This window comes from Pseudomonas sp. SWRI92, assembly GCF_014268685.1.
GTDB lineage: Bacteria > Pseudomonadota > Gammaproteobacteria > Pseudomonadales > Pseudomonadaceae > Aquipseudomonas > Aquipseudomonas marvdashtae.
Map to the genome: position 1 here is coordinate 41509 of NZ_JABWQY010000014.1, position 24561 is coordinate 66069.

Sequence of the window (24561 nt, forward strand, 5' to 3'; positions counted from 1 at the left end):
CCTCTTCCTTTGTTTGAACATTCCTCGGCCAGCGAGAAGGTGTTGATGCCGCTGCCGTAAGGCATTGCGCGCAGCCCCGAAGCGACGGCGCGCGCGATCGTTTCACTCATGCCCAGGAGAAGTCCCCGGGAGGGAGGTTCGCCTTCAGCATTCTGACCAAGCATAGCGCCCAGCTAGAACCATTCGACAAATTGTTGCCAAGTATCTTTTACAGCAGGTCTTTTATCAACAACTCAGCCACCTGCACCGCATTGAGCGCCGCACCCTTGCGCACGTTATCTGACGTCAGCCACATATTTAGTTCCGCCGGGTCGTCGATACCGCCGCGCACGCGTCCGATATAAACCACGTCCTGCCCCACCGCATCCCCCACTGGGGTCGGGTAATCGCCCGCGTCTACCAGCTCGATGCCAGGGGCCGCTTCCAGAGCTGCGTTGATCTTCGCCAGGTCAATGGCACGGGCAGACTGCACGGTCACGCTAAAGCTATCGCCAAAAAACACCGGGGCTTGAATGCAAGTGACGGAAATCTTTAACAAAGGTTGTTCCAGCACCTGGCGCAACTCGCCCACCAGGCGTTTTTCCAGCGATGTGTGACCCTGTTCATCCGGAGCACCGACCTGGGCCAGCAGGTTGAATGCCATCTGCCGATCGAAGAATTTCGGCTCAAGTGGGCGAGCGTTGAGTAGCTCGGCGGTCTGGCGCGCCAGCTCGCTCACCGCCGCGCGTCCTTGGGCGGACACGGCGAGGCTGGCGGTCAGGCTGATGCGCTCCATCTCCAAGTATTCGCGCAGCGGTGCCAATGCAACAGCCAACACCGTCGCCGAGGCGCTGGGGCTGCTGACCTGGATCGGCTTGCGCAGGCCAGCCAGCTTCTTCGGGTTGGCCTCCGGCACAATCTGCGGGGCCTGTTCTGGCGACAACGCGCCGGACAGATCTATCAGCGCACAGCCGGCAGCCGTGGCACGCGGGGCGAAACTCAGGGTGACCGCCGGTCCGGCCGCGAAGAACGCCAGTTGGACTTTGCTGAAATCAAATTCATCGACCTCACGTACCCGCACGTTTTTGCCGCGAAACATCACCGAGCTTCCCGCCGATTCGCTGCTGGCCAGCAGGTGCAGGGTGCCGACCGGAAAATCCCGCTCTTCAAGAATCTGGACTAGGGTTTCGCCGACAGTACCGGTGGCGCCGATCACGGCAATATCAAAGGACTGGCTCATGGGTCTACCTCAGGTAAAACGTGGGGAGCGGCACTTTACCGGCTGGCTGGCGGGCAAGCAATTGAGCGTAGGAAAACCGCTGCCGGCACATAAAAAACCCGCACCTCTCACAAGGCACGGGTTCTTTCACGGCAGCAATCGATCAACGTTCGAGCAGGATCCGCAACATGCGACGCAACGGCTCGGCCGCGCCCCACAACAGTTGATCGCCAACGGTGAAGGCACCGACGAATTGCGACCCCATGTTCAGTTTGCGCAGACGGCCCACCGGCACGTTCAGGGTGCCAGTGACCTTGGTCGGGCTCAGCTCCTGCATGCTGGTTTCACGATTGTTCGGCACCAGTTTGACCCAAGGGTTGTGCTGGCTGATCAGGCCTTCGATGTCGGCAATCGGCACGTCTTTGTTCAGCTTGATGGTCAGCGCCTGGCTGTGGCAACGCATCGCACCGATACGCACGCAGATGCCGTCCACCGGGATCGGGCTCTTGAAGCGACCCAGGATCTTGTTGGTTTCGGCCTGGGCCTTCCACTCTTCACGGCTCTGGCCGTTGGGCAGTTCCTTGTCGATCCAGGGGATCAGGCTGCCGGCCAGCGGTACGCCGAAGTTCTCGGTCGGGTAGGCATCGCTGCGCATCGCCTCGGCGACCTTGCGGTCGATGTCGAGGATGGCACTGGCCGGGTTGGCCAGGTCATCGGCGACGGCGGCGTGGGTCGCGCCCATCTGCTTGATCAGCTCACGCATGTTCTGCGCGCCGGCACCGGACGCCGCTTGGTAGGTCATGGCGCTCATCCATTCCACCAGGCCGGCTTCGAACAGGCCGCCAAGGCCCATCAGCATCAGGCTGACGGTGCAGTTGCCGCCGATATAGTTCTTGGTGCCCGCATCCAGCTGCTGGTCGATGACCTTGCGGTTGACCGGGTCGAGGATGATCACCGCGTCGTCCTGCATGCGCAGGCTGGAAGCGGCGTCGATCCAGTAACCCTGCCAGCCGGCTTCACGCAGCTTGGGGAACACTTCGCTGGTGTAGTCGCCGCCCTGGCAGGTCAGGATCACGTCGAGGGTCTTGAGCTCTTCGATGCTGTAGGCATCCTTGAGCGCACCGGTGTCCTTGCCCACGGATGGGCCTTGGCCACCGACATTGGAAGTGGTGAAAAACACCGGCTCAATGAGATCGAAATCCTGCTCTTCCAGCATTCGCTGCATGAGCACGGAACCGACCATGCCGCGCCAACCGATCAGACCTACACGTTTCATCGCAACTACACCTATACAAAAGTGGGCCACCGTCGAAGCGGTGGGCCGCAAAGATTACAGATTCCGCAGCGCGGCGACTACTGCATCGCCCATTTGCTGCGTACCGACTTTGGTACAACCCTGCGACCAGATATCACCGGTGCGCAAGCCTTGGTCCAGGACCACGCTGACGGCTTTTTCGATCGCGTCGGCGGCATCGTTCAAGTTGAAGCTGTAACGCAGCATCATCGACACCGACAGGATGGTCGCCAATGGGTTGGCAATGCCCTGCCCGGCGATGTCCGGCGCCGAACCGTGACATGGCTCGTACATGCCCTTGTTGTTGGCGTCCAGGGAGGCCGACGGCAGCATGCCGATGGAGCCGGTGAGCATCGACGCTTCGTCGGACAGGATGTCGCCGAACATATTGTCGGTGACGATCACATCGAACTGCTTCGGCGCGCGTACCAGTTGCATGGCGGCGTTGTCGACGTACATGTGGCTCAGTTCGACGTCCGGGTAATCCTTGGCCACCTGCTCGACCACTTCGCGCCACAGTTGGCTGGAAGCCAGCACGTTAGCCTTGTCCACGGAGCAGAGCTTCTTGCCACGCACGCGGGCCATGTCGAAGCCGACCCGAGCGATGCGGCGGATTTCGCTTTCGCTGTACGGCAGCGTGTCATAGGCCTGGCGCTCGCCGTTCTCCAGCTCACGAGTGCCACGCGGGGCGCCGAAGTAGATACCGCCGGTCAGCTCGCGGACGATGAGGATGTCCAGGCCCGAGACGATTTCGGGCTTCAGGCTTGAGGCATCGGCCAGTTGCGGGTAAAGGATCGCCGGGCGCAGGTTGCCGAACAGGCCCAGTTGCGCGCGAATCTTCAGCAGGCCGCGCTCAGGACGGATGTCGCGTTCGATCTTGTCCCATTTCGGGCCACCCACGGCGCCCAGCAGCACGGCATCGGCCGCGCGGGCACGGTCCAGGGTTTCATCGGCCAGCGGCACGCCGTGCTTGTCGATGGCCGCGCCGCCGATCACGTCGTGGCTGAGCTCGAAGCCCAGGCCGTACTTGTCGTTCGCCAGCTCCAGGACCTTGACAGCCTCGGCCATGATTTCCGGGCCAATGCCATCACCTGGGAGAATCAGAATCTGCTTGCTCATGCTTTCCTCATTTGCTCTGTCGGAACACGCCTCTGGGCATGGCCGGGAAAAATGTTATCGCTCGGCCCACAGCACCAGCACATCCGTACTGAACGAACCATCGGCCTCAATCTGAAAATATTCACGCACTTCATCGCCCATCGAGCGCTGCAACTCAAGAATCGCCGCTCGCATCACTTCCGGGGTGCGCATGCGCTCGACCCACGATTGGTACTCCAGGCGCAAGCGCTGACGGGAGGTGCTACGGGTGTGCAGCCCCGCCTCGCTGACGTGGCGCAACCACTCGGCAGCCGAATAGTCGCGCACATGGCTGGTGTCGCGCAGCACTTCGACGCTTTGCAAGTAGGTATCGAACAGCGGCGTGCCCGGCGACAGGATGTCGATGAACGCCGTCACCCCACCCGGCTTGAGCACCCGGCGAACTTCGCGCAGCGCCAGGCCCAGGTCGCTCCAATGATGCGCCGAATACCGGCTGAAGACGAAATCGAACTCGCCGTCGGCAAACGGCAAGCGCTCGGCGGCGCCACGTACCGTGCTGATATTGCCCAGGCCACGCTCCGCTGCCGCCGTGGCAACTACGTCGAGCATTTGCTGGGACAAATCATAAGCCACCACTTCACCGGCCAGCGGCGCCACGTGGAAACTCACATGGCCAGCGCCGCAGCCCAGATCCAGCACGCGTGCATCGCCGCGACCGGCCAACGCCGCCTGTAGCAGTGCGAATTCAGCACCCTGGGCGTGCACGGCACTGCTCAGGTAGGCCGAGGCCTGTTCACCGAATTGCTTTTGTACAACCTGACTGTGGGCGGCGCTGGTCATGGGATGTCCTTATGGTTTCGTGTTTCTGGCGTCTTTACTCGTTACGCAAAATCAAGCATCGCGAAACAACCAAGGCTGGCTCGCCCGGTGCTTGGCCTCGAACGTGGCAATCGCCTCGCCGTCCTGCAAGGTCAGGCCAATGTCATCCAGGCCGTTGAGCAGGCAGTGCTTGCGGAACGCGTCGATCTCGAAACCCAGCACCTTGCCGTCGGGACGGGTCACGGTCTGGGCGGCCAGGTCGACCTGCAATTGATAGCCAGGGTTGGCCTCGACCTGCTGGAACAGCTCATCCACTTCGGCATCGCTGAGGATGATCGGCAGCAAGCCGTTCTTGAAGCTGTTGTTGAAGAAAATGTCGGCGTAGCTCGGCGCGATGATGCTGCGAAAACCGTACTCTTCCAGGGCCCATGGCGCGTGCTCGCGGCTGGAACCGCAGCCGAAGTTCTCCCGCGCCAGCAACACGCTGGCGCCCTGGTAACGCTCGGCGTTGAGCACGAAATCCTTGTTCAACGGACGCTTGGAGTTGTCCTGGTACGGCTGGCCGACATCCAGGTAGCGCCATTCATCGAACAGGTTCGGGCCGAAGCCGGTACGCTTGATGGACTTCAAGAACTGCTTGGGAATGATCTGGTCGGTGTCGACGTTGGCACGATCCAAAGGCGCGACAAGACCGGTGTGCTGGGTAAAAGCTTTCATGCTGCGCTCCTTCAGATCAATTCGCGGACATCGACAAAACGGCCGTTGACGGCAGCGGCGGCGGCCATCGCCGGGCTCACCAGGTGCGTGCGGCCACCGGCGCCTTGACGGCCTTCGAAGTTTCGGTTGGACGTCGAGGCGCAATGCTCGCCCGACTCCAGGCGATCCGGGTTCATCGCCAGGCACATGGAGCACCCTGGCTCGCGCCATTCGAAACCGGCCTCGAGGAAAATCTTGTCCAGCCCTTCCGCTTCGGCCTGGGCTTTTACCAGGCCCGAGCCCGGCACCACGATGGCCTGCTTGATGGTCGAGGCGACCTTGCGGCCCTTGGCGATCACGGCAGCGGCGCGCAGGTCTTCGATCCGCGAATTGGTGCAAGAGCCAATGAATACGCGGTCGAGCTGAATGTCGGTGATCGCCTGGTTGGCGCTCAAGCCCATGTACTTCAAGGCGCGGACAATGGAGTCACGCTTGACCAGGTCCATTTCCTTGGCCGGATCCGGCACGTTCTGGTCCACCGCCAAGACCATTTCCGGGGAAGTGCCCCAGCTCACTTGCGGCTTGATCTGCGTCGCGTCGAGTTCGACCACGGTGTCGAACTGGGCATCGGCATCGGAGACCAGGTCTTTCCAGGCTTCGACCGCCATGTCCCACTCGGCGCCTTTTGGCGAGAACGGACGGCCCTTGACGTATTCCACGGTTTTTTCATCGGCGGCCACCAGGCCGACGCGGGCACCGGCCTCGATGGACATGTTGCAGATGGTCATGCGGCCTTCCACCGACAAGTCACGGATCGCGCTGCCGGCGAACTCGATGGCGTGGCCGTTGCCCCCGGCAGTGCCGATCTTGCCGATCACGGCCAGGACGATGTCCTTGGCGGTCACGCCGAACGGCAACTGGCCTTCGACGCGCACCAGCATGTTTTTCATTTTCTTGGCGACCAGGCACTGAGTGGCGAGCACATGCTCGACCTCAGAGGTGCCGATGCCATGGGCCAGGGCGCCGAAAGCACCGTGGGTCGAGGTGTGCGAGTCGCCGCAGACCACGGTCATGCCGGGCAGGGTCGCGCCCTGCTCAGGGCCAATGACGTGGACGATGCCTTGGCGCACATCGTTCATCTTGAATTCGACGATGCCGTATTCGTCACAGTTATCGTCGAGGGTCTGGACCTGCAGGCGCGAGACCTGGTCGGCAATGGCCTCGATGCCGCCCTTGCGCTCCGGGGTGGTCGGTACGTTGTGGTCCGGGGTGGCGATGTTGGCATCGATGCGCCAAGGCTTGCGCCCGGCCAGGCGCAGACCTTCGAAGGCTTGCGGCGAGGTCACTTCGTGAATGATGTGACGGTCGATGTAGATCAGCGCCGAGCCATCGTCGCGCTGCTTGACCAAATGCGAGTCCCAGAGCTTGTCGTAGAGCGTTTTGCCGGCCATCAGACGGTTTCCTCATCAGCTTGTTTCTATGCCCCGGGCCTCGAACGAATCAATAACCCCTTGGCTTGTGAGGCTGATGGTAAGAGGCTACATTAAATAACTCAAATTCATATTTTTCATGCTTTGCATAACTAACTGGAATCCGACCAGAAACGCCATGGACCTTGCCAACCTCAATGCCTTTATTGCCATCGCCGAAACCGGCAGTTTCTCCGGCGCCGGCGAGCGCCTGCACCTGACCCAGCCGGCCATCAGCAAGCGCATCGCCGGGCTGGAACAGCAACTCAAGGTGCGCCTGTTCGACCGGCTGGGCCGGGAAGTCGGCCTGACCGAAGCCGGGCGGGCCCTGCTGCCACGGGCCTATCAGATCCTCAACGTGCTGGACGACACCCGCCGTGCCCTGACCAACCTGACCGGCGAAGTGACCGGGCGCCTGACGCTCGCCACCAGCCACCACATCGGCTTGCATCGACTGCCGCCGCTGTTAAGGGAATTCACCCGACGTTACCCACAGGTGGCATTGGATATTCAGTTCCTGGATTCAGAAGTGGCCTACGAGGAAATCCTCCATGGCCGGGCGGAACTGGCGGTTATTACCCTGGCCCCCGAGCCCCACTCACTGGTGCGAGCCACACCGGTGTGGGACGACCCGCTGGATTTCGTGGTCGCGCCGGAACATGCATTGCTGGACAACGGCGCGGTGAGCCTGGCGGACATCGCCCTGCATCCGGCGGTTTTTCCAGGCGGCAACACCTTCACCCACCACATTGTGCGACGGCTGTTCGAGGCCCAGGGGCTGACGCCGAACATCGCCATGAGCACGAATTACTTGGAAACCATAAAAATGATGGTCTCCATCGGCCTGGCCTGGAGCGTTTTGCCGCGCACCATGCTCGATGAACAGGTGGCGCGCGTGCCTTTACCGGGCATACAGCTCAGTCGCCAGCTAGGCTATATCTTGCACACCGAAAGGACGCTGTCGAACGCTGCGCGGGCTTTCATGGCTCTATTGGATGCACAAGTCGATCTGCCACGGACACCGGCATAAGTTGTGCTACTCCTATAGGGCCATTACGCCTGCGCTTAACCCCCATCTGCCCAAGGCCCGCTAAAGAATGCCCAAACCCGCCGACCACCTCCCGCCCCTGCCGCGCATCCAGGCACTCGACCCGAAGCGGTCCGAGCAAAGCTGGGACAGCGCGCCACAGTTGCTGGCCGCCCTGAACGGTGCGCGCCTGGGTGCGTGGTCGTGGGACATCGACACCGGGCAGATCAGTTGGTCGCGAGGCACCCAGGCGCTGTTCGGATTCGATCCGCGCCAGCCGTTACCGGCGGACGTGGACTACCTCGACCTGCTATTGCCCGAAGACCGAGCCAGGGCCATACGCGCTTTTCACGCGGCGGTGGCCGGCGCGCCACTGGAACAGGCGATGCACCACCGCATCGTCTGGCCCGACGGCAGCCTGCATTGGCTGGAAATCAACGGCAGTGTGTTGCCGGACAAGCACGGCCGCCCGCGCATGATCGGGGTGATCCGCGAAATCACCCACCAGCGCGAACGGGAACAGGCACTGCGCAGCTCGGAAAAGCGCTTCGCCACGCTTTTTCACCTGTGCCCTAACATGGTCTTGCTGACCCGCCAGGAGGACGGGCTCATCAGCGAAGCCAACCAGTATTTCGAAAGCCTGTTCGGCTGGCCGGTGCACGCTGTGATTGGCCGTACCACCCTCGAATTGGGCTTGTGGGTCGACCCTTCGCAGCGGGCGAAGCTGGTTGAGGCGACCAAGGCCAAAGGCGAACTGATCAGCATGGAAGTGGAGTTCCGGGCCAGCAACGGCCAGGTTCACAACGGTATTCTCAGCGCCCAGAAAGTCGAACTGGAAGGCCAACCGTACCTGCTGAGCACGTTCCTCGACACCACCGAACGCAAACTCGCCGAACAGGCCCTGAAGGACAGCCAGGACCGCCTCGACCTGGCCCTCGACTCGGCGCAACTGGGCACCTGGGATTGGCACATTCCCAGCGGCATGCTCTACGGCTCGGCCCGGGCCGCGCAACTTCATGGCCTGGAGCCCAAGGCTTTTCACGAATCGTTCGACGCGTTTTTCGAAGGCGTGCCCACCGAGGAACGCAACAACATGCGCAACGCTTACCGCAGCCTGCGCGAAGGCCCGGCGGGCAACTATCAATTGACTTATCGCGTGCAGTTGCCGGACGGCACCTCCCGCTATCTGGAAAGCCGCGCCCGCCTCTACCGCAACGACGACGGCAGCCCCTTGCGCATGGCCGGCACTTTGCTTGACATCACCGACCAGGTAGAGCGCGAGCAGAGCCTGGCGGCGTCGGAGGAAAAGTTCGCCACTCTGTTTCAGGTCAGCCCGGACCCGATTTGCGTCACCCACCAGGATGACGGCAGGTTCCTCGAGATCAATTCCAGCTTCACCCAGACCTTCGGTTGGGCAGCCAGCGACGTGCTCGGTCGCAGCGCCGACGAGATCGGCCTGTGGGACGCCTCGGGCAGCAGCCTGCAACGCATCGAGCGGGTGATCCGCGAGCAATCGCTGAGCAACGTCGCCATGGTGGTCTATCACAAAAATGGCCAGCCGTTGACCTGCGTCATTTCCAGCCGACAGATCCACGTCGGCAACCAGCCCTGCATAGTCACTACACTGCGCGACATCACCCAGCAGCAACGCTCCGAAGCGGCGCTAAAGGCCAGCGAGGAGAAGTTCGCCAAGGCGTTCCATTCCAGCCCCGACGCCATCACCATCACCGAACTTGAAAGCGGCCGCTACCTGGAGGTCAACGACGGCTTCTGCCGCCTGACCGGCTACCGCGCCGACGAGGTGATTGGCCGCACGGTCTACGAGGTCGGCATCTGGGCCGAAGAGAAACAGCGAACGGCGCTGCTGGCCGAATTGCAGCTCAAGGGCCGCGTCGTGCATCAGGAAATGCTTGGACGCAACAAACGCGGAGAAACCCTCACCGTCGAAGTGTCGGTCGAGCCCATCACGCTCAACGAGACCGCATGCCTGTTGCTGACCGCCCGGGACGTAAGCCTGCTGCGCAACGCCGAAGCGCAGATCCGCCACCTGGCCTACCACGATCCACTGACCAATCTGCCTAACCGGGCGCTGCTGCTGGATCGGTTGAGCCAGCAGATCGCCTTGCTCAAGCGCCATAACCTGCGCGGGGCTTTGCTGTTCCTCGACCTGGACCACTTCAAGCACATCAATGACTCCCTCGGTCATCCGGTCGGCGACACGGTGCTGAAAATCATCACCGCGCGCCTCGAAGCCAGCGTCCGCCTCGAAGACACCGTAGCGCGACTGGGCGGTGATGAATTCGTGGTACTGCTCAGCGGCCTGGAAGGTACGCGCGGCGCGGTCACACAACAGGTCCAGACCCTCGCCGATACCCTGCGTGAATTACTCTCGGAACCGATGTTCCTCGACGGCCAACGGCTGCAAGTCACCCCGAGCATCGGGATGGCGTTGATTCCGGACCACGGCTCCACGCCTACCGACCTGCTCAAGCGCGCCGACATAGCCCTGTACCGCGCCAAGGACTCGGGACGCAACACCTCGCAGATGTTCCACGCCACCATGCAAAAAGCCGCCAGCGAACGGCTGCGCATGGAAACCGATTTGCGCCAGGCCCTGGCCCGTAACGAATTCAGCGTACATTTCCAGCCCCAGGTCGACGCCCGCGACAACCGCATCATCGGCGCCGAAGCCTTGGTGCGCTGGCATCACCCGGACCTGGGCGCGCAGTCGCCCAGTGAGTTCATCAAGGTATTGGAAGACAGCGGCTTGATCCTGGAGGTCGGCACCTGGATCCTCGACGAGGCCTGCGATGGCTTCAAGCAACTGATCGCCAAGGGCAAGGTTGACCCGCAACGGTTCAAGCTGTGCGTGAACATCAGTCCACGGCAGTTCCGCCAGAGCGATTTTGTCGAGCGCATCGAAAACTGCCTCGCCAGCCACGGCCTGCCCTACGCCATGCTGAAACTGGAAATCACCGAAGGCATCGTGATCCAGAACCTGGACGACACCATCGGCAAGATGCGCCGTCTCAAGAAAATGGGCGTGAGCTTCGCCATGGACGATTTCGGCACCGGTTATTCATCGCTGACCTATCTCAAGCGGCTGCCGGTGGACACGCTGAAAATCGACCAATCCTTCGTACGCGATGCCACCAGCGACCCCAACGACGCCGAAATCATCCGCGCCATCGTCGCCATGGCCCGCAGCCTGAACCTGGAAATGATCGCCGAAGGGGTTGAGACGCTGGACCAATTGCAGTTTTTGCAGGGGCTTGAATGCCATTTGTACCAAGGTTACCTGCACAGCCGACCGTTGCCGCTGGAGGCGTTTGAGCGGTTGTTGCCGTAATTTGGACCGCGATACAAGACAGGCTTTTGTGGCGAGGGGATTTATCCCCGCTGGGCAGCGAAGCGGCCCTAAAAACCGTCGCCTCGGTGTGTCAGGCTGAACAGCGTCGTCTGTTCTTTTTTGGGGCTGCTTCGCAACCCAGCGGGGATAAATCCCCTCGCCACAACTTAATCCTCTAGCGATACAAAATGAAAAAGGGCGCCATTTCGGCGCCCTTCTTCATTGGCGTTGGATCAATTCTCCAGTGCAGGTTTCTGCTGCGCACCGTTGATTGGAATGCGCTTGGCTTTCGCCTCTTCCGGTACCACGCGCAACAGGTCGATGCTCAACAGACCGTTGCTCAGGCCAGCGGACTTGATCTCGATATGATCCGCCAACCGGAAGGACAGCTTGAACGCACGCTGGGCGATGCCCTGGTGCAAGAAGGTCACGCTGTCGTTGCTGGCCTCGCGCTTGCCGCCGCTGATGGTCAGCACACCTTTTTCCACTTGCAGGTCGAGATCTTCCTCCCGGAACCCGGCGGCGGCGACTACGATGCGGTATTCGTCATCGCCATGTTTTTCCACGTTGTAGGGTGGATAGCTGCTGCCCGGTTCGTTACGCAGCGCGGTTTCGAACAGGTCGTTGAAACGGTCGAAGCCCACCGAGGAACGGAACAGAGGGGCCAGGGAAAATGCAGTACTCATGATTCAAATCTCCTGAAAAGTTCAGCAAGGTTTTTTGTCTCCGCGACCCGAATTCGGCATCGCGTAACCCTTATCTAGGGACCGCCAAAAACTTTTCAAGAGCTTTTTCTGAATTTTTTTCAGGCCGCTTCGGTGCGTTTCACACCCAGCAAATGCCCCACTGCGTCCAGATCGGTTTCCCGGCGCAGGGCGGTAAATAGCTCAACCGCCTCGGGGTAATTACGGGTCAGCATCGCCAGCCATTGTTTCAATCGGCCGGGCGCCTGGCGCGGGGTCAGTTGCTCGACCACTTGCATCCAGAAATCCTGGAGCATCGGTTGCAGCTCGGCCCAGGACATCTGCGTCACTTGCTCACCGGCCCGGGCAGCGGCGATCTGCCGGGCCAGGTCGGGACGGGAAACGAGGCCGCGTCCGAGCATGATGTCTTCGACACCGCTGATTTCGCGGCAGCGGCGCCAGTCTTCCACGCTCCAGATATCACCATTGGCGAACACCGGCACCTTGACCACTTCCTGGACGCGCGGAATCCACTCCCAATGCGCCGGTGGCTTGTAGCCGTCGGTCTTGGTCCGCGCATGCACGACGATGTGTGCCGCACCGCCTTCGGCCAGCGCCGTGGCGCAGACCAGCGCGCCGTCCGGACTGTCGAAACCCAGGCGCATCTTGGCGGTGACGGGGATATGCCTGGGGACGGCACGACGTACATGCTCGACGATTTGGTTGAGCAGCTCCGGCTCCTTGAGCAGCACCGCGCCGCCTCGGGATTTATTCACGGTCTTGGCCGGACAACCAAAATTCAAGTCGATCACTTCAGAGCCCAGCTCGCAGGCCAGCGCGGCATTTTCCGCCAGGCACACCGGGTCGGAACCCAGCAGCTGCACCCGCAGCGGTACGCCTGCCGCCGTTCGAGCGCCGGTCAACAATTCCGGGGCGAGCTTATGAAAGTAAGCCGGTGTGAGCAGACGGTCGTTGATACGGATGAACTCGGTGACGCACCAATCGATACCGCCAACACGGGTCAGGACGTCCCGCAGGATGTTGTCGACCAACCCCTCCATGGGCGCCAGGGCAATTTGCATGGAAAACACACTCAACGAAAAAACGTGCGGCAGTTTAGCGGATTTCGCTTACCAAATCGGCAATTCAACAAGCGATAAGCGCGGGGCCATAGCCTTCGATGAACTCCGGCGGCATGCGCTTGGGGCGGCCGGTGGAGAGTTCGATGCAGACAAATGTAGTCTGGGCGCGCAACAACGTCGCGTTATCACTGGGGCGGACCAGTTGGAAATGCCGAGACATTTTCAGGCGCTGGTCCCAATCGACGATCCAGGTCGCCAACTGCAGCTCGTCGCCCTCGTAGGCCGCCGCCAGATAATCGATTTCATGGCGCACCACCGCCATGGCCCGGTCCAGCCGCCGGTATTCCACCAGATCCAGGCCAAGGCGCTGGGAATGCCGCCAGGCGCAGCGTTCCAGCCAGGTGACGTACACCGCGTTATTGGCGTGGCCCAGCCCATCGATGTCTTCGGCACTCACTTGAAGATCAATGATGAACGGCGTTGCGCGATCCCAACCCATGCCCGTCTCCTGTCAAAATGGATCGGGGCAGTGTAACGGAAGCTCAGGCCGATTGCCGCGCCTGCAGGCTGCGCCCGGCCAACAGTGATAACACACCATCAATAACACGGGGATCGGCCAGCACTCGCTGATGCCCACCCTGGGGCAAGCGCAGCAAGCGACTGTCGAACCAGGCTTCATGGATCAATTGCGACTCCTTGACCGAGACTGAATTGTCGTCTTCGGCGTGGACAATCAGCCCTGGAATATCCAACTGGTATTGCGCGACATCCATCTTCGACGCCTGCATGCCCACGTCCTGTTCCACCTGGCGAATGAAGGCTGAACGTGCCCGAGGCGGCAGGCCCATCATCCGCGCGAATCCACGCAGGACACCAAGAATACGTGCCGGCGCGGCGATGCTGACCAGCGTCTCGGTACGCAAGCCCAACTGCACTGCAAGCATGGCACTGGCACCGCCCATGGAATGGCCGATGACTGCCTGCAACGGCGGAAGCTCGGCGGCAGCTTCGAGCATCGCCCTGGCGAACAGCAGGACATTGGCCTCGCGCCCCGGCGAACGACCATGGGCCGGTCCATCCAGCGCCACCACGGTGTAACCGGCGTCTACCAGCGCGGTAATCAGCGCCGCGAATTGAGTGGGCCGCCCTTCCCAACCGTGCATCAGCAGGACAGCCGGGCCTTTGCCCCAGCGCAAGGCGGACAGGCCGAAGCGCAAGGTGATGCGCTCGGACGTGGCCAGCAAGGGCAATTCCCAGTCCCGCGGCGGCAGGTTGCGGGGATGCATGAACACCTTGCGCATTTTCTTCGCCACCAGGCTCGGTGCTATCCGGCCAAGCGTGCCATTGACGCCACGAATCCAGCTCAACCTGTCCATGCTCATCTCCAGGGCTTGCGCCTTAGCTCAGCGCACCGCCGACTTGGCGGCGCGCAGCAAACGATCCGATAACTCGCCCGGGCCCAACGCCCGGGCCAGGGCCAGGCCACCGACCATCAAGGCGATGTCGGACAACGCTTTGTCGGCGTCTTCCGGGCTGGCGGCCAATTGCGCGACCATCAGCTCGATGTGTTCATTGAGGACTTCACGAAACGCATCCGGCAGCCGCCCGAGCTCGCCGACCGACGCCGGGATCGGGCACGCTTGCTCGGTGGAGTCGCGGTGCTTGCGCGACAGGTAGAACGCCGCAACCAACGCGCGCCGCTCTTCACCGGTGAGTTCGGAGTCCATATCGGCGATCAAGCCACGGCGGCGGCTGAGCAATTGCTTGAACGCCTCCAGCATCAAGGCATCCTTGCTTTCGAAATGGGCATAGAAACCGCCCACCGTCAGCCCCGCCGCGCCCATCACCTCGCCGACGCTCGGCTCGGCCGGCCCGCGCTGGATCAGCGCATCGCTGGCGGCCTTGAGAATGCGTTCACGGGTTTGTGCCTTTTTATCGTTCATCGTTGCCTCCGAATATTACGATTGAAATATTATTCCCATAATAAATTTCTGCAAGCGAAATCTTCAACCGCCGGTCAGACATATTCATTGAGGATGGGAAATTGGCTGAACGCCAGACAAACAAAAGGGCCATTCAAGAATTGAATGACCCTTATAAAATCCCGCAGAGCGGGTAATCGTGGCGTCCCCTAGGGGACTCGAACCCCTGTTACCGCCGTGAAAGGGCGGTGTCCTAGGCCACTAGACGAAGGGGACACAAACCTTCTGAACATGATCAGCGCTGAGGACTGATCGCTTCAAGGCCGGTGTGGCCAGACCTTGAAGTGTAAATTGGTGGAGCTAGACGGGATCGAACCGTCGACCTCTTGCATGCCATGCAAGCGCTCTCCCAGCTGAGCTATAGCCCCGGATTTTCGCCTCGCGGCGGAGCGACATCTTGCAACATCACTTCTGTAAAACTGGCGTCCCCTAGGGGACTCGAACCCCTGTTACCGCCGTGAAAGGGCGGTGTCCTAGGCCACTAGACGAAGGGGACGCAAACCCTTCTATACAACTGATCAACACTGAGTGCTGATCGCTTCAAGGCCGGTGTGGCCAGGCCTTGAAGTGTAAATTGGTGGAGCTAGACGGGATCGAACCGTCGACCTCTTGCATGCCATGCAAGCGCTCTCCCAGCTGAGCTATAGCCCCTCATCGCTGAGGACGGGGCGAATCTTAAGGGCGTATCGGAGGGCTGTCAAATTTATTTTCAAAGAAATTAAAAGTTTTTTGCCGGGATAACAATCACTTACCGACATACCCCGCAAAACCGGGGTATGTCCAGCCTCACCGACCGCTTAGGCGATAGCACCCAGCAGTTTTTCCCACTCCTTGTTCTCCTTCTTCGACACGCCACCGAGCAGATCGATGGCCTGGCGCAGGCGGAAACGCGTCAGGTCCGGCCCGAGGATTTCCATCGCGTCGAGCACCGAGACCGAGCTGGCCTGGCCGGTGATCGCAGCGAACATCAGCGGCATGGCGTCACGCAATTTCAATTCCAACGATTCGACCACCGCCTGGATGGTCGCGGTGATGCTGTCTTTCTCCCACTGCCGCAGGCTTTCGAGTTTCCACAGGATCAGTTGCATCAACTGGCGGACCTGATCGCCCGAGAGCTTCTTGGACTCGAACAGCTTCGCGTCCGGGGTCACGCCACCGGCGAAGAAGAAGCCGGCCAATGGCGCAATCTGGCTGAACGTCTCCACCCTGCCCTGCACATGAGGAGCGATCTTCATCATGTATTCAGGGTTGAACGCCCACTTCTGCACCCGCGTGGCGAATTCTTCAACTGGCAAGTCGCGCAGCCACTGGCCGTTGAGCCAGGACAGCTTCTCGACGTCGAAGATCGGCCCGCCCAGGGAGACGCGCGAGAGATCGAAATGCTCGACCATTTCCTGCAGCGAGAACTTCTCGCGCTCGTCCGGCATCGACCAGCCCATGCGCCCCAGGTAGTTGAGCATCGCCTCGGGCATGAAGCCCATGCGCTCGTAGAACGTCACCGAGGTCGGGTTCTTGCGCTTGGACAGTTTGCTCTTGTCCGGGTTACGCAGCAGCGGCATATAGCACAGCTGCGGTTGCTCCCAGCCGAAGTATTCATAAAGCAGGATCAGTTTCGGCGCCGACGGCAGCCACTCTTCACCGCGCAAGACGTGGGTGATACCCATCAAGTGGTCGTCGACCACGTTGGCCAGGAAGTACGTCGGCAGGCCGTCGGTCTTCATCAGCACTTGCATGTCCATGCGATCCCATGGGATCTCGACATCGCCACGCAGCATGTCCGGCACCACGCAGACGCCTTCGCTCGGCACCTTCATGCGGATCACGTGAGGCTCGCCAGCGGCCAGGCGACGGGCGACTTCTTCCTTGGACAGCAGCAGCGCACGGCCGTCGTAGCGCGGGGTTTCACCGCGAGCCATTTGCTCGGCGCGCATCTGGTCCAGCTCTTCAGCGGTGCAGAAGCACGGGAACGCGTGCCCCATGTCCACGAGTTGCTGGCAATACTGCTTATAGATCTCACCCCGTTCGCTCTGGCGGTACGGACCGTGTGGACCGCCGACGTCCGGGCCTTCGCTCCAGTCGATGCCGAGCCAGCGCAGCGCGTCGAAAATCTGCTGTTCGGACTCGCGGGTCGAACGCAATTGATCGGTGTCCTCGATCCGCAGGATGAACTCACCGCCGTGCTGCTTGGCAAAGCAATAGTTGAACAAGGCGATATAAGCGGTGCCGACATGAGGATCGCCAGTGGGCGACGGCGCGATGCGGGTACGGACGGTGGTCATGGCATGTCTCGAAAAGAATATAAAAGCGAAGATGAAACAGGGGGCGAATGGTAACAGGCGATGGCGGGCGGGCTCCAGTGAGAGCGGATATGAGTGGGCAACCCTCAGACCGAATGGCCCTGCCGCAAGCACGCTCGCGGCAGGACCATCGAAGCTGCCGCGAACTCAGACCGTCAGCAAGCGTTCACGCAACTTGCCGATCTCATCGCGCAACTGTGCCGCCGCCTCGAACTCGAGGTCCCGGGCCAGCTGGTACATTTTCTCTTCCAGTTGCCGGATACGCTTGGCGATTTCGCTCGGTGAGCGCAGTTCGGCCTCGTAGCGCGCGCTTTCTTCGGCGGCCTTCGCCATGCCCTTGCGCTTCTTGCTGCGCGAGCCGGGCACGGTGGCGCCTTCCATGATGTCGGCGACATCCTTGAAGACGCCCTTGGGGGTGATGCCATTGGCCAGGTTGAAGGCGATCTGCTTGTCGCGACGGCGCTCGGTCTCGCCGATGGCCCGCTCCATGGAGCCGGTGATGCGATCGGCGTACAGAATCGCCCGGCCGTTGAGGTTACGCGCGGCGCGACCGATGGTCTGGATCAACGAGCGCTCGGAGCGCAGGAAACCTTCCTTGTCCGCGTCGAGAATTGCCACCAGCGACACTTCCGGCATGTCCAGGCCTTCGCGCAGCAGGTTAATCCCCACCAGCACATCGAAGGTGCCCAGGCGCAGGTCGCGGATGATCTCGACCCGCTCCACCGTGTCGATGTCCGAGTGCAGGTAACGCACCCGCACGCCATGGTCGGCCAGATAATCGGTGAGATCCTCGGACATGCGCTTGGTCAGCGTAGTGACCAGCACTCGCTCTTCCAGTGCCACGCGCTTGCTGATTTCCGAGAGCAGGTCGTCGACCTGGGTCAGCGCCGGGCGCACTTCAATCTGCGGGTCGACCAGCCCGGTCGGCCGGACCAATTGCTCGATGACGCGGCCGGCATGCTCGGCTTCGTAGTTGCCGGGGGTGGCCGAGACGAAAATCGTCTGCGGGCTCACGCTCTCCCATTCATCGAAACGCATCGGCCGGTTGTCCAGGGCCGATGGCAGGCGGAAACCGTATTCCACCAAGGTTTCCTTGCGGGAACGGTCGCCTTTGTACATCGCGCCGACCTGCGGCACGCTGACGTGGGATTCGTCGATGACCAACAAGGCATCGGCCGGCAGGTAGTCATACAAGGTCGGCGGCGGCGCGCCGGACGGACGGCCCGACAGGTAGCGCGAGTAGTTCTCGATACCATTGCAGTAACCCAGTTCGAGGATCATTTCCAGGTCGAAGCGGGTCCGCTGCTCCAGGCGCTGGGCTTCTACCAGTTTGTTGTTCGAACGCAGGTACTCCAGGCGTTCCTGCAACTCGACCTTGATCCCTTCGATGGCGTCCAGCAGGGTTTCCCGCGGGGTCACGTAGTGGCTCTTGGGATAGAAGGTGAAGCGCGGCAGCTTGCGGATGACCTCGCCGGTCAGCGGGTCGAAGGCCGAGATGCTTTCCACTTCGTCGTCGAACAGCTCGATACGGATCGCTTCCAGGTCGGATTCCGCCGGGTAGATGTCGATCACATCGCCGCGGACCCGGAACGTTGCCCGGGCGAAATCCATGTCGTTGCGCGTGTACTGCAAGTCCGCCAGGCGACGCAGCAAGGCGCGCTGGTCGAGTTTGTCGCCGCGATCCACGTGTAACACCATCTTCAGGTACGTTTCCGGGCTGCCCAAGCCATAGATGCACGACACCGTGGTGACGATGATAGCGTCCTTGCGCTCGAGCAACGCCTTGGTCGCCGATAGCCGCATCTGCTCGATGTGGTCGTTGATCGAGGCATCCTTCTCGATGAAGGTGTCCGACGATGGCACGTAGGCCTCGGGCTGGTAGTAGTCGTAGTAGGAGACGAAATACTCCACCGCGTTATTCGGGAAAAACGCCTTGAATTCGCCGTACAACTGCGCCGCCAGGGTCTTGTTCGGAGCGAGCACCAGCGTCGGGCGCTGCACCTGGGCGATTACGTTGGCGATGCTGAAGGTCTTGCCCGAGCCGGTCACACCGAGCAGCGTCTGGTGCGCCAGGCCGGCCTCGATGCCTTCGACCATCAGGCGGATGGCTTCCGGCTGATCGCCGGCGGGCTGGAATCGGGTAACTAGCTGGAATTCAGACATGACATAACCTCTGGTTCACTCCTGTCGATCAGGCGACGGGAACGAGAAAGACCGAAACGACTGACGTCGCCCGAGGAAAAAGCTGGAATGCACTCAATGTGGAGGTGAATGCCTTCGCTTTCAAGACGAACGTCCTACACGCCTTGCAGACTTTGACGCTGCGAAGGGACTAACGGTCGAAAAAAATCGAAAATACTTACCGCAAACACCGAATAGCCTGTCGCCCTGCCCCGTGATGGCCTCTATACTAGCTCCCCGTTTGTGCACCGCTCTAGTGCATTCGGCTGGAGCGCGACACGTCCCCTCACTCTCCATTCAGAGCCGAGCAATAATGAGCCTGTTTTCTGCTGTCGAATTGGCACCACGCGACCCCATCCTGGGCCTCAACGAAGCTTTCAACGCCGACCCTCGTACCAATAAGGTCAACCTGGGCGTGGGTGTTTACTGCAACGAGGAGGGGCGTATTCCATTGCTGCGCGCCGTGGTTGAAGCCGAGACGATTCGCGTGGCTCAGCACGTTTCCCGTGGTTACCTGCCAATCGATGGCATCGCCGCCTACGACCAGGCCGTCCAGACCCTGCTGTTTGGCAAGGACTCCGCGCTCATCGCTTCCGGTCGCGTCATTACCACCCAAGCCGTGGGCGGCACCGGCGCACTGAAAATCGGTGCCGACTTTCTCAAGCAATTGCTGCCTGACGCCGTCGTGGCCATCAGCGACCCAAGCTGGGAAAACCATCGCGCCCTGTTCGAAACCGCCGGTTTCCCGGTGCAGAATTACCGTTATTACGACGCCGCCACTCACGACGTGAATCGCAGCGGCCTGCTGGAAGACCTTAGCGCCCTGCCCGACCGCTCGATCGTTGTATTGCACGCCTGCTGCCACAATCCGACTGGCGTGGACCTGAGCCCGGAAGACTGGAAAAACGTGCTGGCGGTGGTCAAGGCCAAGAACCACGTGCCATTCCTGGACATGGCCTACCAGGGCTTTGGCGAAGGCATTGACGAAGACGCGGCAGCCGTGCGCCTGTTCGCCGAGTCGGGCCTGACCTTCTTCGCCTCCAGCTCGTTCTCCAAGTCGTTCTCCCTGTACGGCGAGCGCGTCGGCGCCCTGTCGATTGTCAGCGAATCGAAGGAAGAAAGTGCCCGCGTGCTGTCCCAGGTCAAGCGCGTGATCCGTACCAACTACTCCAACCCGCCGACCCACGGCGCCAGTATCGTCGCCGCCGTGCTCAATAGCCCCGAGCTGCGGGCGCAGTGGGAAGCCGAACTGGCCGAAATGCGCCTGCGCATTCGCGGCATGCGCGACCAGATGGTCGACATGCTGGCCAAGGCCGCACCGCATCACGATTTCAGCTTCGTCGCACGCCAGAGCGGGATGTTCTCCTACTCCGGCCTGACCGTTGAGCAAGTGACGCGCCTGCGCAACGAGTTCGGCATCTATGCCCTGGACACCGGCCGCATCTGCGTGGCCGCGCTGAACCAGAACAACATCGACGCGGTGACCAAGGCCATCGTCCAGGTGATCTGACGCTTTCGGTGCTGGATGAAAAACGGGAAGCCATTGGCTTCCCTTTTTTTGGCCTGATGCTTTTGTGACTGCTTCTGTGAGGCTATAACTCCGTCGCCCGCTGGCTCGCCGCATCGTCGTAGATGACATACAACGACTCGGCCACCTGGCTCTTGATGGCCTTGGTGCTCTCCAGCCCCAGGACGAAACCTTCGGCCTTGCCACCGGCACGGTTCAGTTCCTCGGCGGTGCTGGCCTGGGTGATGGCGTCGTAGAGTTTCTCGGCGTGAGGCCCCACGCCCTTGGGCAAGCTGATCTGGGCGGTGCTCACAGGCACACCTCGGTGCGGTGGGCTGGGTGAAGGGGTAACAGGTGGTTCATGGCGCGTACCTTAAAGTCGGCGAATGGCCGGCAGCGCATCCTGCCACTTCCGGGCAACCATGGTAGTCCTCTCTCGCCATTGCGGTAACTGCCAATCGTTGTTGAGTACCTCGATAGGCGAAAGGAATGTGCCGCCGGGCAACGGACGCTTGACTTCTCTTTTCCAATCAGTAACATACGCGCCATTCCGCGATAGCTCAGTTGGTAGAGCAAGTGACTGTTAATCACTGGGTCCCTGGTTCGAGTCCAGGTCGTGGAGCCAGATAGCAACAAATCAAAGCCCCTGGATCGAAAGGTCCAGGGGCTTTTTTGTGGGCGTTTTTCGATGGAGTGGCCGCATACCCGCCTGCCTGAGGTCGCTAACGGGACAATAGTTTGGCGCCAACAAGGCACTATGGTCTGAATCCTGCTTCCTTTTTCCAAAAAACCGAGCTGTCACCTGAGCGTCATGGCAGTGCCGCACACTGTCGCTGTCCGCCGAACAGCTTCATAACAACAAGGACGAAGCCATGCCAACACAAAATCCCCATCGCATTGTTGGAATCTGCACCTCCAGCAAGGTGTACAACGTGCTGACCGAACTCAAGCAGCTGGAAGGCCACCGCACTGCCAAGTTCCTTTCCCTGCTGGCGGAAAACCTGGTGCGCAAGGGCGTGCTCAATGAGCAGGAAGTGGTGCACATGCTCGATCTGGTCGTCGATTGAGCGGCATCGATTCCTACTATTGAAGCGGTTGATTTTTCGTCATCCCGGTTGAGTCGTAAGGTAACCCCATCGATTGATGGAGGTTCCCATGCCCAAGGTTCAAATCATGTCTGTGATTGGCAGTGCCGTACCCGCCCCGCTCAGGGAGCGTGGCCTACTGGCTTGCTGGTATCTGGTGCAGGACGGCGTGACGATCAGCGGCCCGCTGACTTCGCTGCCCGCCGCCCAGGCTTTGTCGCAACGTATCGGTCCTTATGTGCTGACTGCCTAAGGCAGTTGCACCCGCGGCTTGCCTTCGACGAACAAGGCCCAGCAGGACATGAACAATGCCGCAATCAGCGGCCCGATGACGAAGCCGTTCAACCCGAACACCGCCAAGCCGCCCAAGGTCGAGACCAGAACCATGTAGTCCGGCATCTTGGTGTCCTTGCCCACGAGGATCGGGCGCAGGAAATTGTCCACCAGGCCGATCACGAATACGCCGAACAACGTCAGCACCACGCCCTGCCAGATCGAACCCGCCAACAGGAAATACACCGCAACCGGCGCCCAGACGATGCCCGCCCCCACGGCCGGTAACAGCGACAGGAATGCCATTAGCACCGCCCAGGGCAGAACCGTCGGAATGCCGAGGATCCAGAAAATCAAGCCGCCCAAGGCGCCTTGGGTGATTGCTACCAGCAGGTTGCCCTTTACGGTCGCCCGGACGACCCGGTTGAATTTCAGTTGAAGACGGCGCTTCTGGTGCTCCGCCAGGGGAATGGCCGAACGGACCTTGCGCACCAGTTCAGGACCGTCGCGCAGGAAAAAGAACAACAGATAGAGCATGACGAAGAAGCTCACCAGGAACTGGAACGTGCCCTGGCCGAAACTGAAAGCCTGGGTGGCGAAGAATTCACTGCCCTGCATCGCGCTCTTGACGATTTTGTCCCGCAGCCCGCTCAAGTTGCCCAGGCCGAAACGGTCCAGCAAATGTTGAAAATAAGGCGGCAGCGCGTCCTTGAAGCGGGCCAGGTAATCGGCGACGTCCAGTTCGCCACTTTCCAGGCTCTTGTACAGCGCCGCACCTTCCTGAACCAGCAAGGTGCTGATGACGATCACCGGCAAGATAGCGATGAGCATGCAGATGGTCAGGGTAAGCAGTGTGGTGAGGTTGCGCGGCCAATTGAGTTTCAGCTGCAGGCGTCGCTGCAGCGGCGCGAAGACGATGCCCAGGATGACCGCCCAGAAAACCGCTCCATAAAATGGCAGCAGGATCCAGACGAAGGCGATGCTGACCAGGATCAGCAGCAGCATCTGGGATTTATCTTGGAGATTCTTGCGGTTCATTTGCTTTCCATGTCCTTGGCAGATAAACGTTAGTCAGCCAGGATTCGCCGGAGTGCCGTCGCGTCTGTTGCGCCACACTGATCCAGATCAATACCGTCCGGCAGGCCTCGGCGTACCCTCGGCGCTTTTTGCGATTCGACGCCACCATGCCCCTCGTAGCCCCCGAACTGCTCGCCCCCGCCGGCACCCTGAAAAACATGCGCTACGCCTTTGCCTACGGCGCCGACGCGGTATACGCCGGCCAGCCCCGCTATAGCCTGCGGGTGCGCAACAATGAATTCGACCATGCCAACCTGGCGCTGGGAATTGAAGAGGCCCATGCCATGGGCAAGCGCTTCTATGTGGTGGTGAACATCGCCCCGCACAACGCCAAGCTGCGCACGTTCCTCAAGGATCTCGAACCGGTGATCGCCATGGCGCCGGACGCCTTGATCATGTCCGATCCTGGGCTGATCATGCTGGTTCGCCGGCATTTCCCGCACATGCCGATCCATCTGTCGGTGCAGGCCAACACGGTGAACTGGGCCAGCGTCGAGTTCTGGCAGCAACAGGGCTTGAGCCGGATCATTCTGTCTCGCGAACTGTCGCTGGAAGAAATCGACGAGATTCGCCAGCAAGTGCCGGCCATGGAGCTGGAAGTGTTCGTTCACGGCGCGCTGTGCATGGCCTATTCCGGGCGCTGCCTGCTATCCGGTTACCTGAACAGGCGCGACGCCAATCAGGGCAGCTGCACCAATGCTTGCCGCTGGAAGTACTCGGCGCAACCGGCAATGGAGAACGCGGCGGGAGACATTGTGCAGGCGTACCAGCCCGAACCGACCCTGGGTCTCGGCGCGCCCACCGACCAGGTGTTCTTGCTCCAGGAAGCCAATCGCCCGGAGGAATCCATGCCGGCCTTCGAGGACGAGCACGGCACCTACATCATGAATGCCAAGGACCTGCGTGCGGTGCAACACGTCGAGCGACTGACGCGCATGGGTGTGCATTCCTTGAAGGTAGAAGGCCGGACCAAATCGCACTTTTATTGCGCCAGGACCACCCAGGTGTACCGCCGCGCCATTGACGACGCGGTCGCCGGCCGGCCGTTCGACCGCAGCCTGATGGCCGACTTGGAATCCCTTGCCCAACGTGGCTATACCGAGGGTTTCCTGAGGCGTCATGTGCACGACGAATATCAGAACTACCAGAACGGCAGCTCGGTCTCGGAGCGCCAGCAGTTCGTCGGCGAACTGACCGGCGCACGCCGCGAACGCATGGCGGAGATAAAGGTGAAGAACCGCTTCGGCCTGGGGGATCACATGGAACTGATGACGCCCAAGGGCAACTTCCACTTCGACCTGCACCAGTTGCAGGACGTCAAAGGCCAAGGCATCGACGTGGCGCCGGGGGATGGACACGTGGTTTACGTGCCGATCCCGGATGCGGTGGATTTGCGGTTTGGGTTGTTGATGCGCGATGTGCGCCTCGCTGATGCAAGGTAATT

Annotated in this window: 21 protein-coding genes and 5 tRNA genes; 7 read left to right on the forward strand and 19 right to left on the reverse strand. The window is 61.0% G+C overall.

Features of this window, described 5'->3' with window-relative positions:
• Positions 1–208: 208 nt before the first annotated feature.
• From HU762_RS19875 to leuC, 6 genes are all read right to left on the reverse strand, one after another.
• Positions 209–1219 carry an aspartate-semialdehyde dehydrogenase gene (locus HU762_RS19875; RefSeq protein ID WP_186639899.1) on the reverse strand — a complete coding sequence of 337 codons (1011 nt, stop codon included), beginning with the start codon at positions 1217–1219 and terminating at the stop codon, positions 209–211.
• A gap of 142 nt (positions 1220–1361) precedes the next feature.
• Positions 1362–2474, reverse strand: a complete 1113-nt coding sequence (asd, locus tag HU762_RS19880; RefSeq protein WP_024779161.1) for an aspartate-semialdehyde dehydrogenase — start codon at positions 2472–2474, stop codon at positions 1362–1364.
• A 54-nt stretch (positions 2475–2528) separates the two neighbouring features.
• Entirely contained in the window at positions 2529–3611 is a 1083-nt protein-coding gene (gene leuB, locus HU762_RS19885) for a 3-isopropylmalate dehydrogenase (RefSeq protein WP_053123468.1), read from the reverse strand.
• A 54-nt stretch (positions 3612–3665) separates the two neighbouring features.
• On the reverse strand, positions 3666–4430 hold the full coding sequence (locus HU762_RS19890; RefSeq protein ID WP_186639901.1) for a class I SAM-dependent methyltransferase: 765 nt from the start codon (positions 4428–4430) through the stop codon (positions 3666–3668).
• A gap of 51 nt (positions 4431–4481) precedes the next feature.
• Positions 4482–5126, reverse strand: a complete 645-nt coding sequence (gene leuD, locus HU762_RS19895; RefSeq protein ID WP_186639903.1) for a 3-isopropylmalate dehydratase small subunit — start codon at positions 5124–5126, stop codon at positions 4482–4484.
• An 11-nt stretch (positions 5127–5137) separates the two neighbouring features.
• Positions 5138–6556, reverse strand: a complete 1419-nt coding sequence (leuC, locus tag HU762_RS19900) for a 3-isopropylmalate dehydratase large subunit (RefSeq protein ID WP_186639905.1) — start codon at positions 6554–6556, stop codon at positions 5138–5140.
• 157 nt (positions 6557–6713) lie between these two features.
• Between leuC and HU762_RS19905 the strand changes: the two genes are divergently transcribed.
• Both HU762_RS19905 and HU762_RS19910 read left to right on the forward strand, forming a co-directional pair.
• Positions 6714–7604 carry a LysR family transcriptional regulator gene (locus tag HU762_RS19905; RefSeq protein ID WP_186615491.1) on the forward strand — a complete coding sequence of 297 codons (891 nt, stop codon included), beginning with the start codon at positions 6714–6716 and terminating at the stop codon, positions 7602–7604.
• A 67-nt stretch (positions 7605–7671) separates the two neighbouring features.
• On the forward strand, positions 7672–10950 hold the full coding sequence (locus tag HU762_RS19910; protein WP_186639907.1) for an EAL domain-containing protein: 3279 nt from the start codon (positions 7672–7674) through the stop codon (positions 10948–10950).
• Between the two features lie 233 nt (positions 10951–11183).
• Here the strand turns inward: HU762_RS19910 and HU762_RS19915 are convergent, their stop codons facing one another.
• The 11 genes from HU762_RS19915 to uvrB form a co-directional block, all read right to left on the reverse strand.
• Positions 11184–11636 (reverse strand): Hsp20 family protein, encoded by a 453-nt coding sequence (locus tag HU762_RS19915; RefSeq protein ID WP_030142036.1) that lies wholly within the window; start codon positions 11634–11636, stop codon positions 11184–11186.
• 119 nt (positions 11637–11755) lie between these two features.
• Positions 11756–12715 (reverse strand): tRNA-dihydrouridine synthase, encoded by a 960-nt coding sequence (locus HU762_RS19920; RefSeq protein WP_186639909.1) that lies wholly within the window; start codon positions 12713–12715, stop codon positions 11756–11758.
• Between the two features lie 64 nt (positions 12716–12779).
• Positions 12780–13214: a thioesterase family protein gene (locus tag HU762_RS19925; RefSeq protein WP_186615484.1), complete on the reverse strand. Its 435-nt coding sequence runs from the start codon at positions 13212–13214 to the stop codon at positions 12780–12782.
• Positions 13215–13257: 43 nt separating this feature from the next.
• Positions 13258–14091 (reverse strand): alpha/beta fold hydrolase, encoded by an 834-nt coding sequence (locus tag HU762_RS19930; protein WP_186639911.1) that lies wholly within the window; start codon positions 14089–14091, stop codon positions 13258–13260.
• Positions 14092–14118: 27 nt separating this feature from the next.
• Positions 14119–14658, reverse strand: a complete 540-nt coding sequence (locus tag HU762_RS19935; RefSeq protein WP_186639913.1) for a TetR/AcrR family transcriptional regulator — start codon at positions 14656–14658, stop codon at positions 14119–14121.
• Between the two features lie 179 nt (positions 14659–14837).
• Positions 14838–14913: transfer RNA gene (locus HU762_RS19940), tRNA-Glu, on the reverse strand.
• Between the two features lie 76 nt (positions 14914–14989).
• Positions 14990–15065, reverse strand: a tRNA-Ala gene (locus HU762_RS19945).
• A gap of 52 nt (positions 15066–15117) precedes the next feature.
• Positions 15118–15193, reverse strand: a tRNA-Glu gene (locus HU762_RS19950).
• 79 nt (positions 15194–15272) lie between these two features.
• Positions 15273–15348 (reverse strand) — tRNA-Ala (locus HU762_RS19955).
• 146 nt (positions 15349–15494) lie between these two features.
• Entirely contained in the window at positions 15495–16976 is a 1482-nt protein-coding gene (gene gltX / locus HU762_RS19960) for a glutamate--tRNA ligase (RefSeq protein ID WP_186639915.1), read from the reverse strand.
• 165 nt (positions 16977–17141) lie between these two features.
• Positions 17142–19157 carry an excinuclease ABC subunit UvrB gene (gene uvrB, locus HU762_RS19965; RefSeq protein WP_186639917.1) on the reverse strand — a complete coding sequence of 672 codons (2016 nt, stop codon included), beginning with the start codon at positions 19155–19157 and terminating at the stop codon, positions 17142–17144.
• Positions 19158–19488: 331 nt separating this feature from the next.
• Here uvrB and HU762_RS19970 point away from each other — a divergent pair, with 331 nt between their 5' ends.
• On the forward strand, positions 19489–20685 hold the full coding sequence (locus HU762_RS19970; protein ID WP_186639919.1) for an amino acid aminotransferase: 1197 nt from the start codon (positions 19489–19491) through the stop codon (positions 20683–20685).
• Positions 20686–20767: 82 nt separating this feature from the next.
• On the opposite strand, the gene HU762_RS19975 is transcribed toward HU762_RS19970, so the two are convergent.
• Positions 20768–20995: a hypothetical protein gene (locus HU762_RS19975; protein ID WP_018612405.1), complete on the reverse strand. Its 228-nt coding sequence runs from the start codon at positions 20993–20995 to the stop codon at positions 20768–20770.
• 236 nt (positions 20996–21231) lie between these two features.
• On the opposite strand from HU762_RS19975, the gene HU762_RS19980 reads away from it, so the two are divergent.
• From HU762_RS19980 to HU762_RS19990, 3 genes are all read left to right on the forward strand, one after another.
• Positions 21232–21307, forward strand: a tRNA-Asn gene (locus HU762_RS19980).
• Positions 21308–21554: 247 nt separating this feature from the next.
• A complete protein-coding gene (locus tag HU762_RS19985; protein ID WP_186639920.1) occupies positions 21555–21749 on the forward strand; it encodes a hypothetical protein in 195 nt (64 codons plus the stop codon).
• A gap of 88 nt (positions 21750–21837) precedes the next feature.
• Positions 21838–22020, forward strand: a complete 183-nt coding sequence (locus tag HU762_RS19990) for a hypothetical protein (RefSeq protein WP_186614868.1) — start codon at positions 21838–21840, stop codon at positions 22018–22020.
• On the opposite strand, the gene HU762_RS19995 is transcribed toward HU762_RS19990, so the two are convergent.
• Positions 22017–23078 carry an AI-2E family transporter gene (locus tag HU762_RS19995; protein ID WP_186639922.1) on the reverse strand — a complete coding sequence of 354 codons (1062 nt, stop codon included), beginning with the start codon at positions 23076–23078 and terminating at the stop codon, positions 22017–22019. The genes HU762_RS19990 and HU762_RS19995 overlap by 4 nt on opposite strands.
• A 146-nt stretch (positions 23079–23224) precedes the next feature.
• Between HU762_RS19995 and yegQ the strand changes: the two genes are divergently transcribed.
• Positions 23225–24559, forward strand: a complete 1335-nt coding sequence (gene yegQ / locus HU762_RS20000) for a tRNA 5-hydroxyuridine modification protein YegQ (protein ID WP_186639924.1) — start codon at positions 23225–23227, stop codon at positions 24557–24559.
• The last annotated feature ends 2 nt before the right edge of the window (positions 24560–24561 follow it).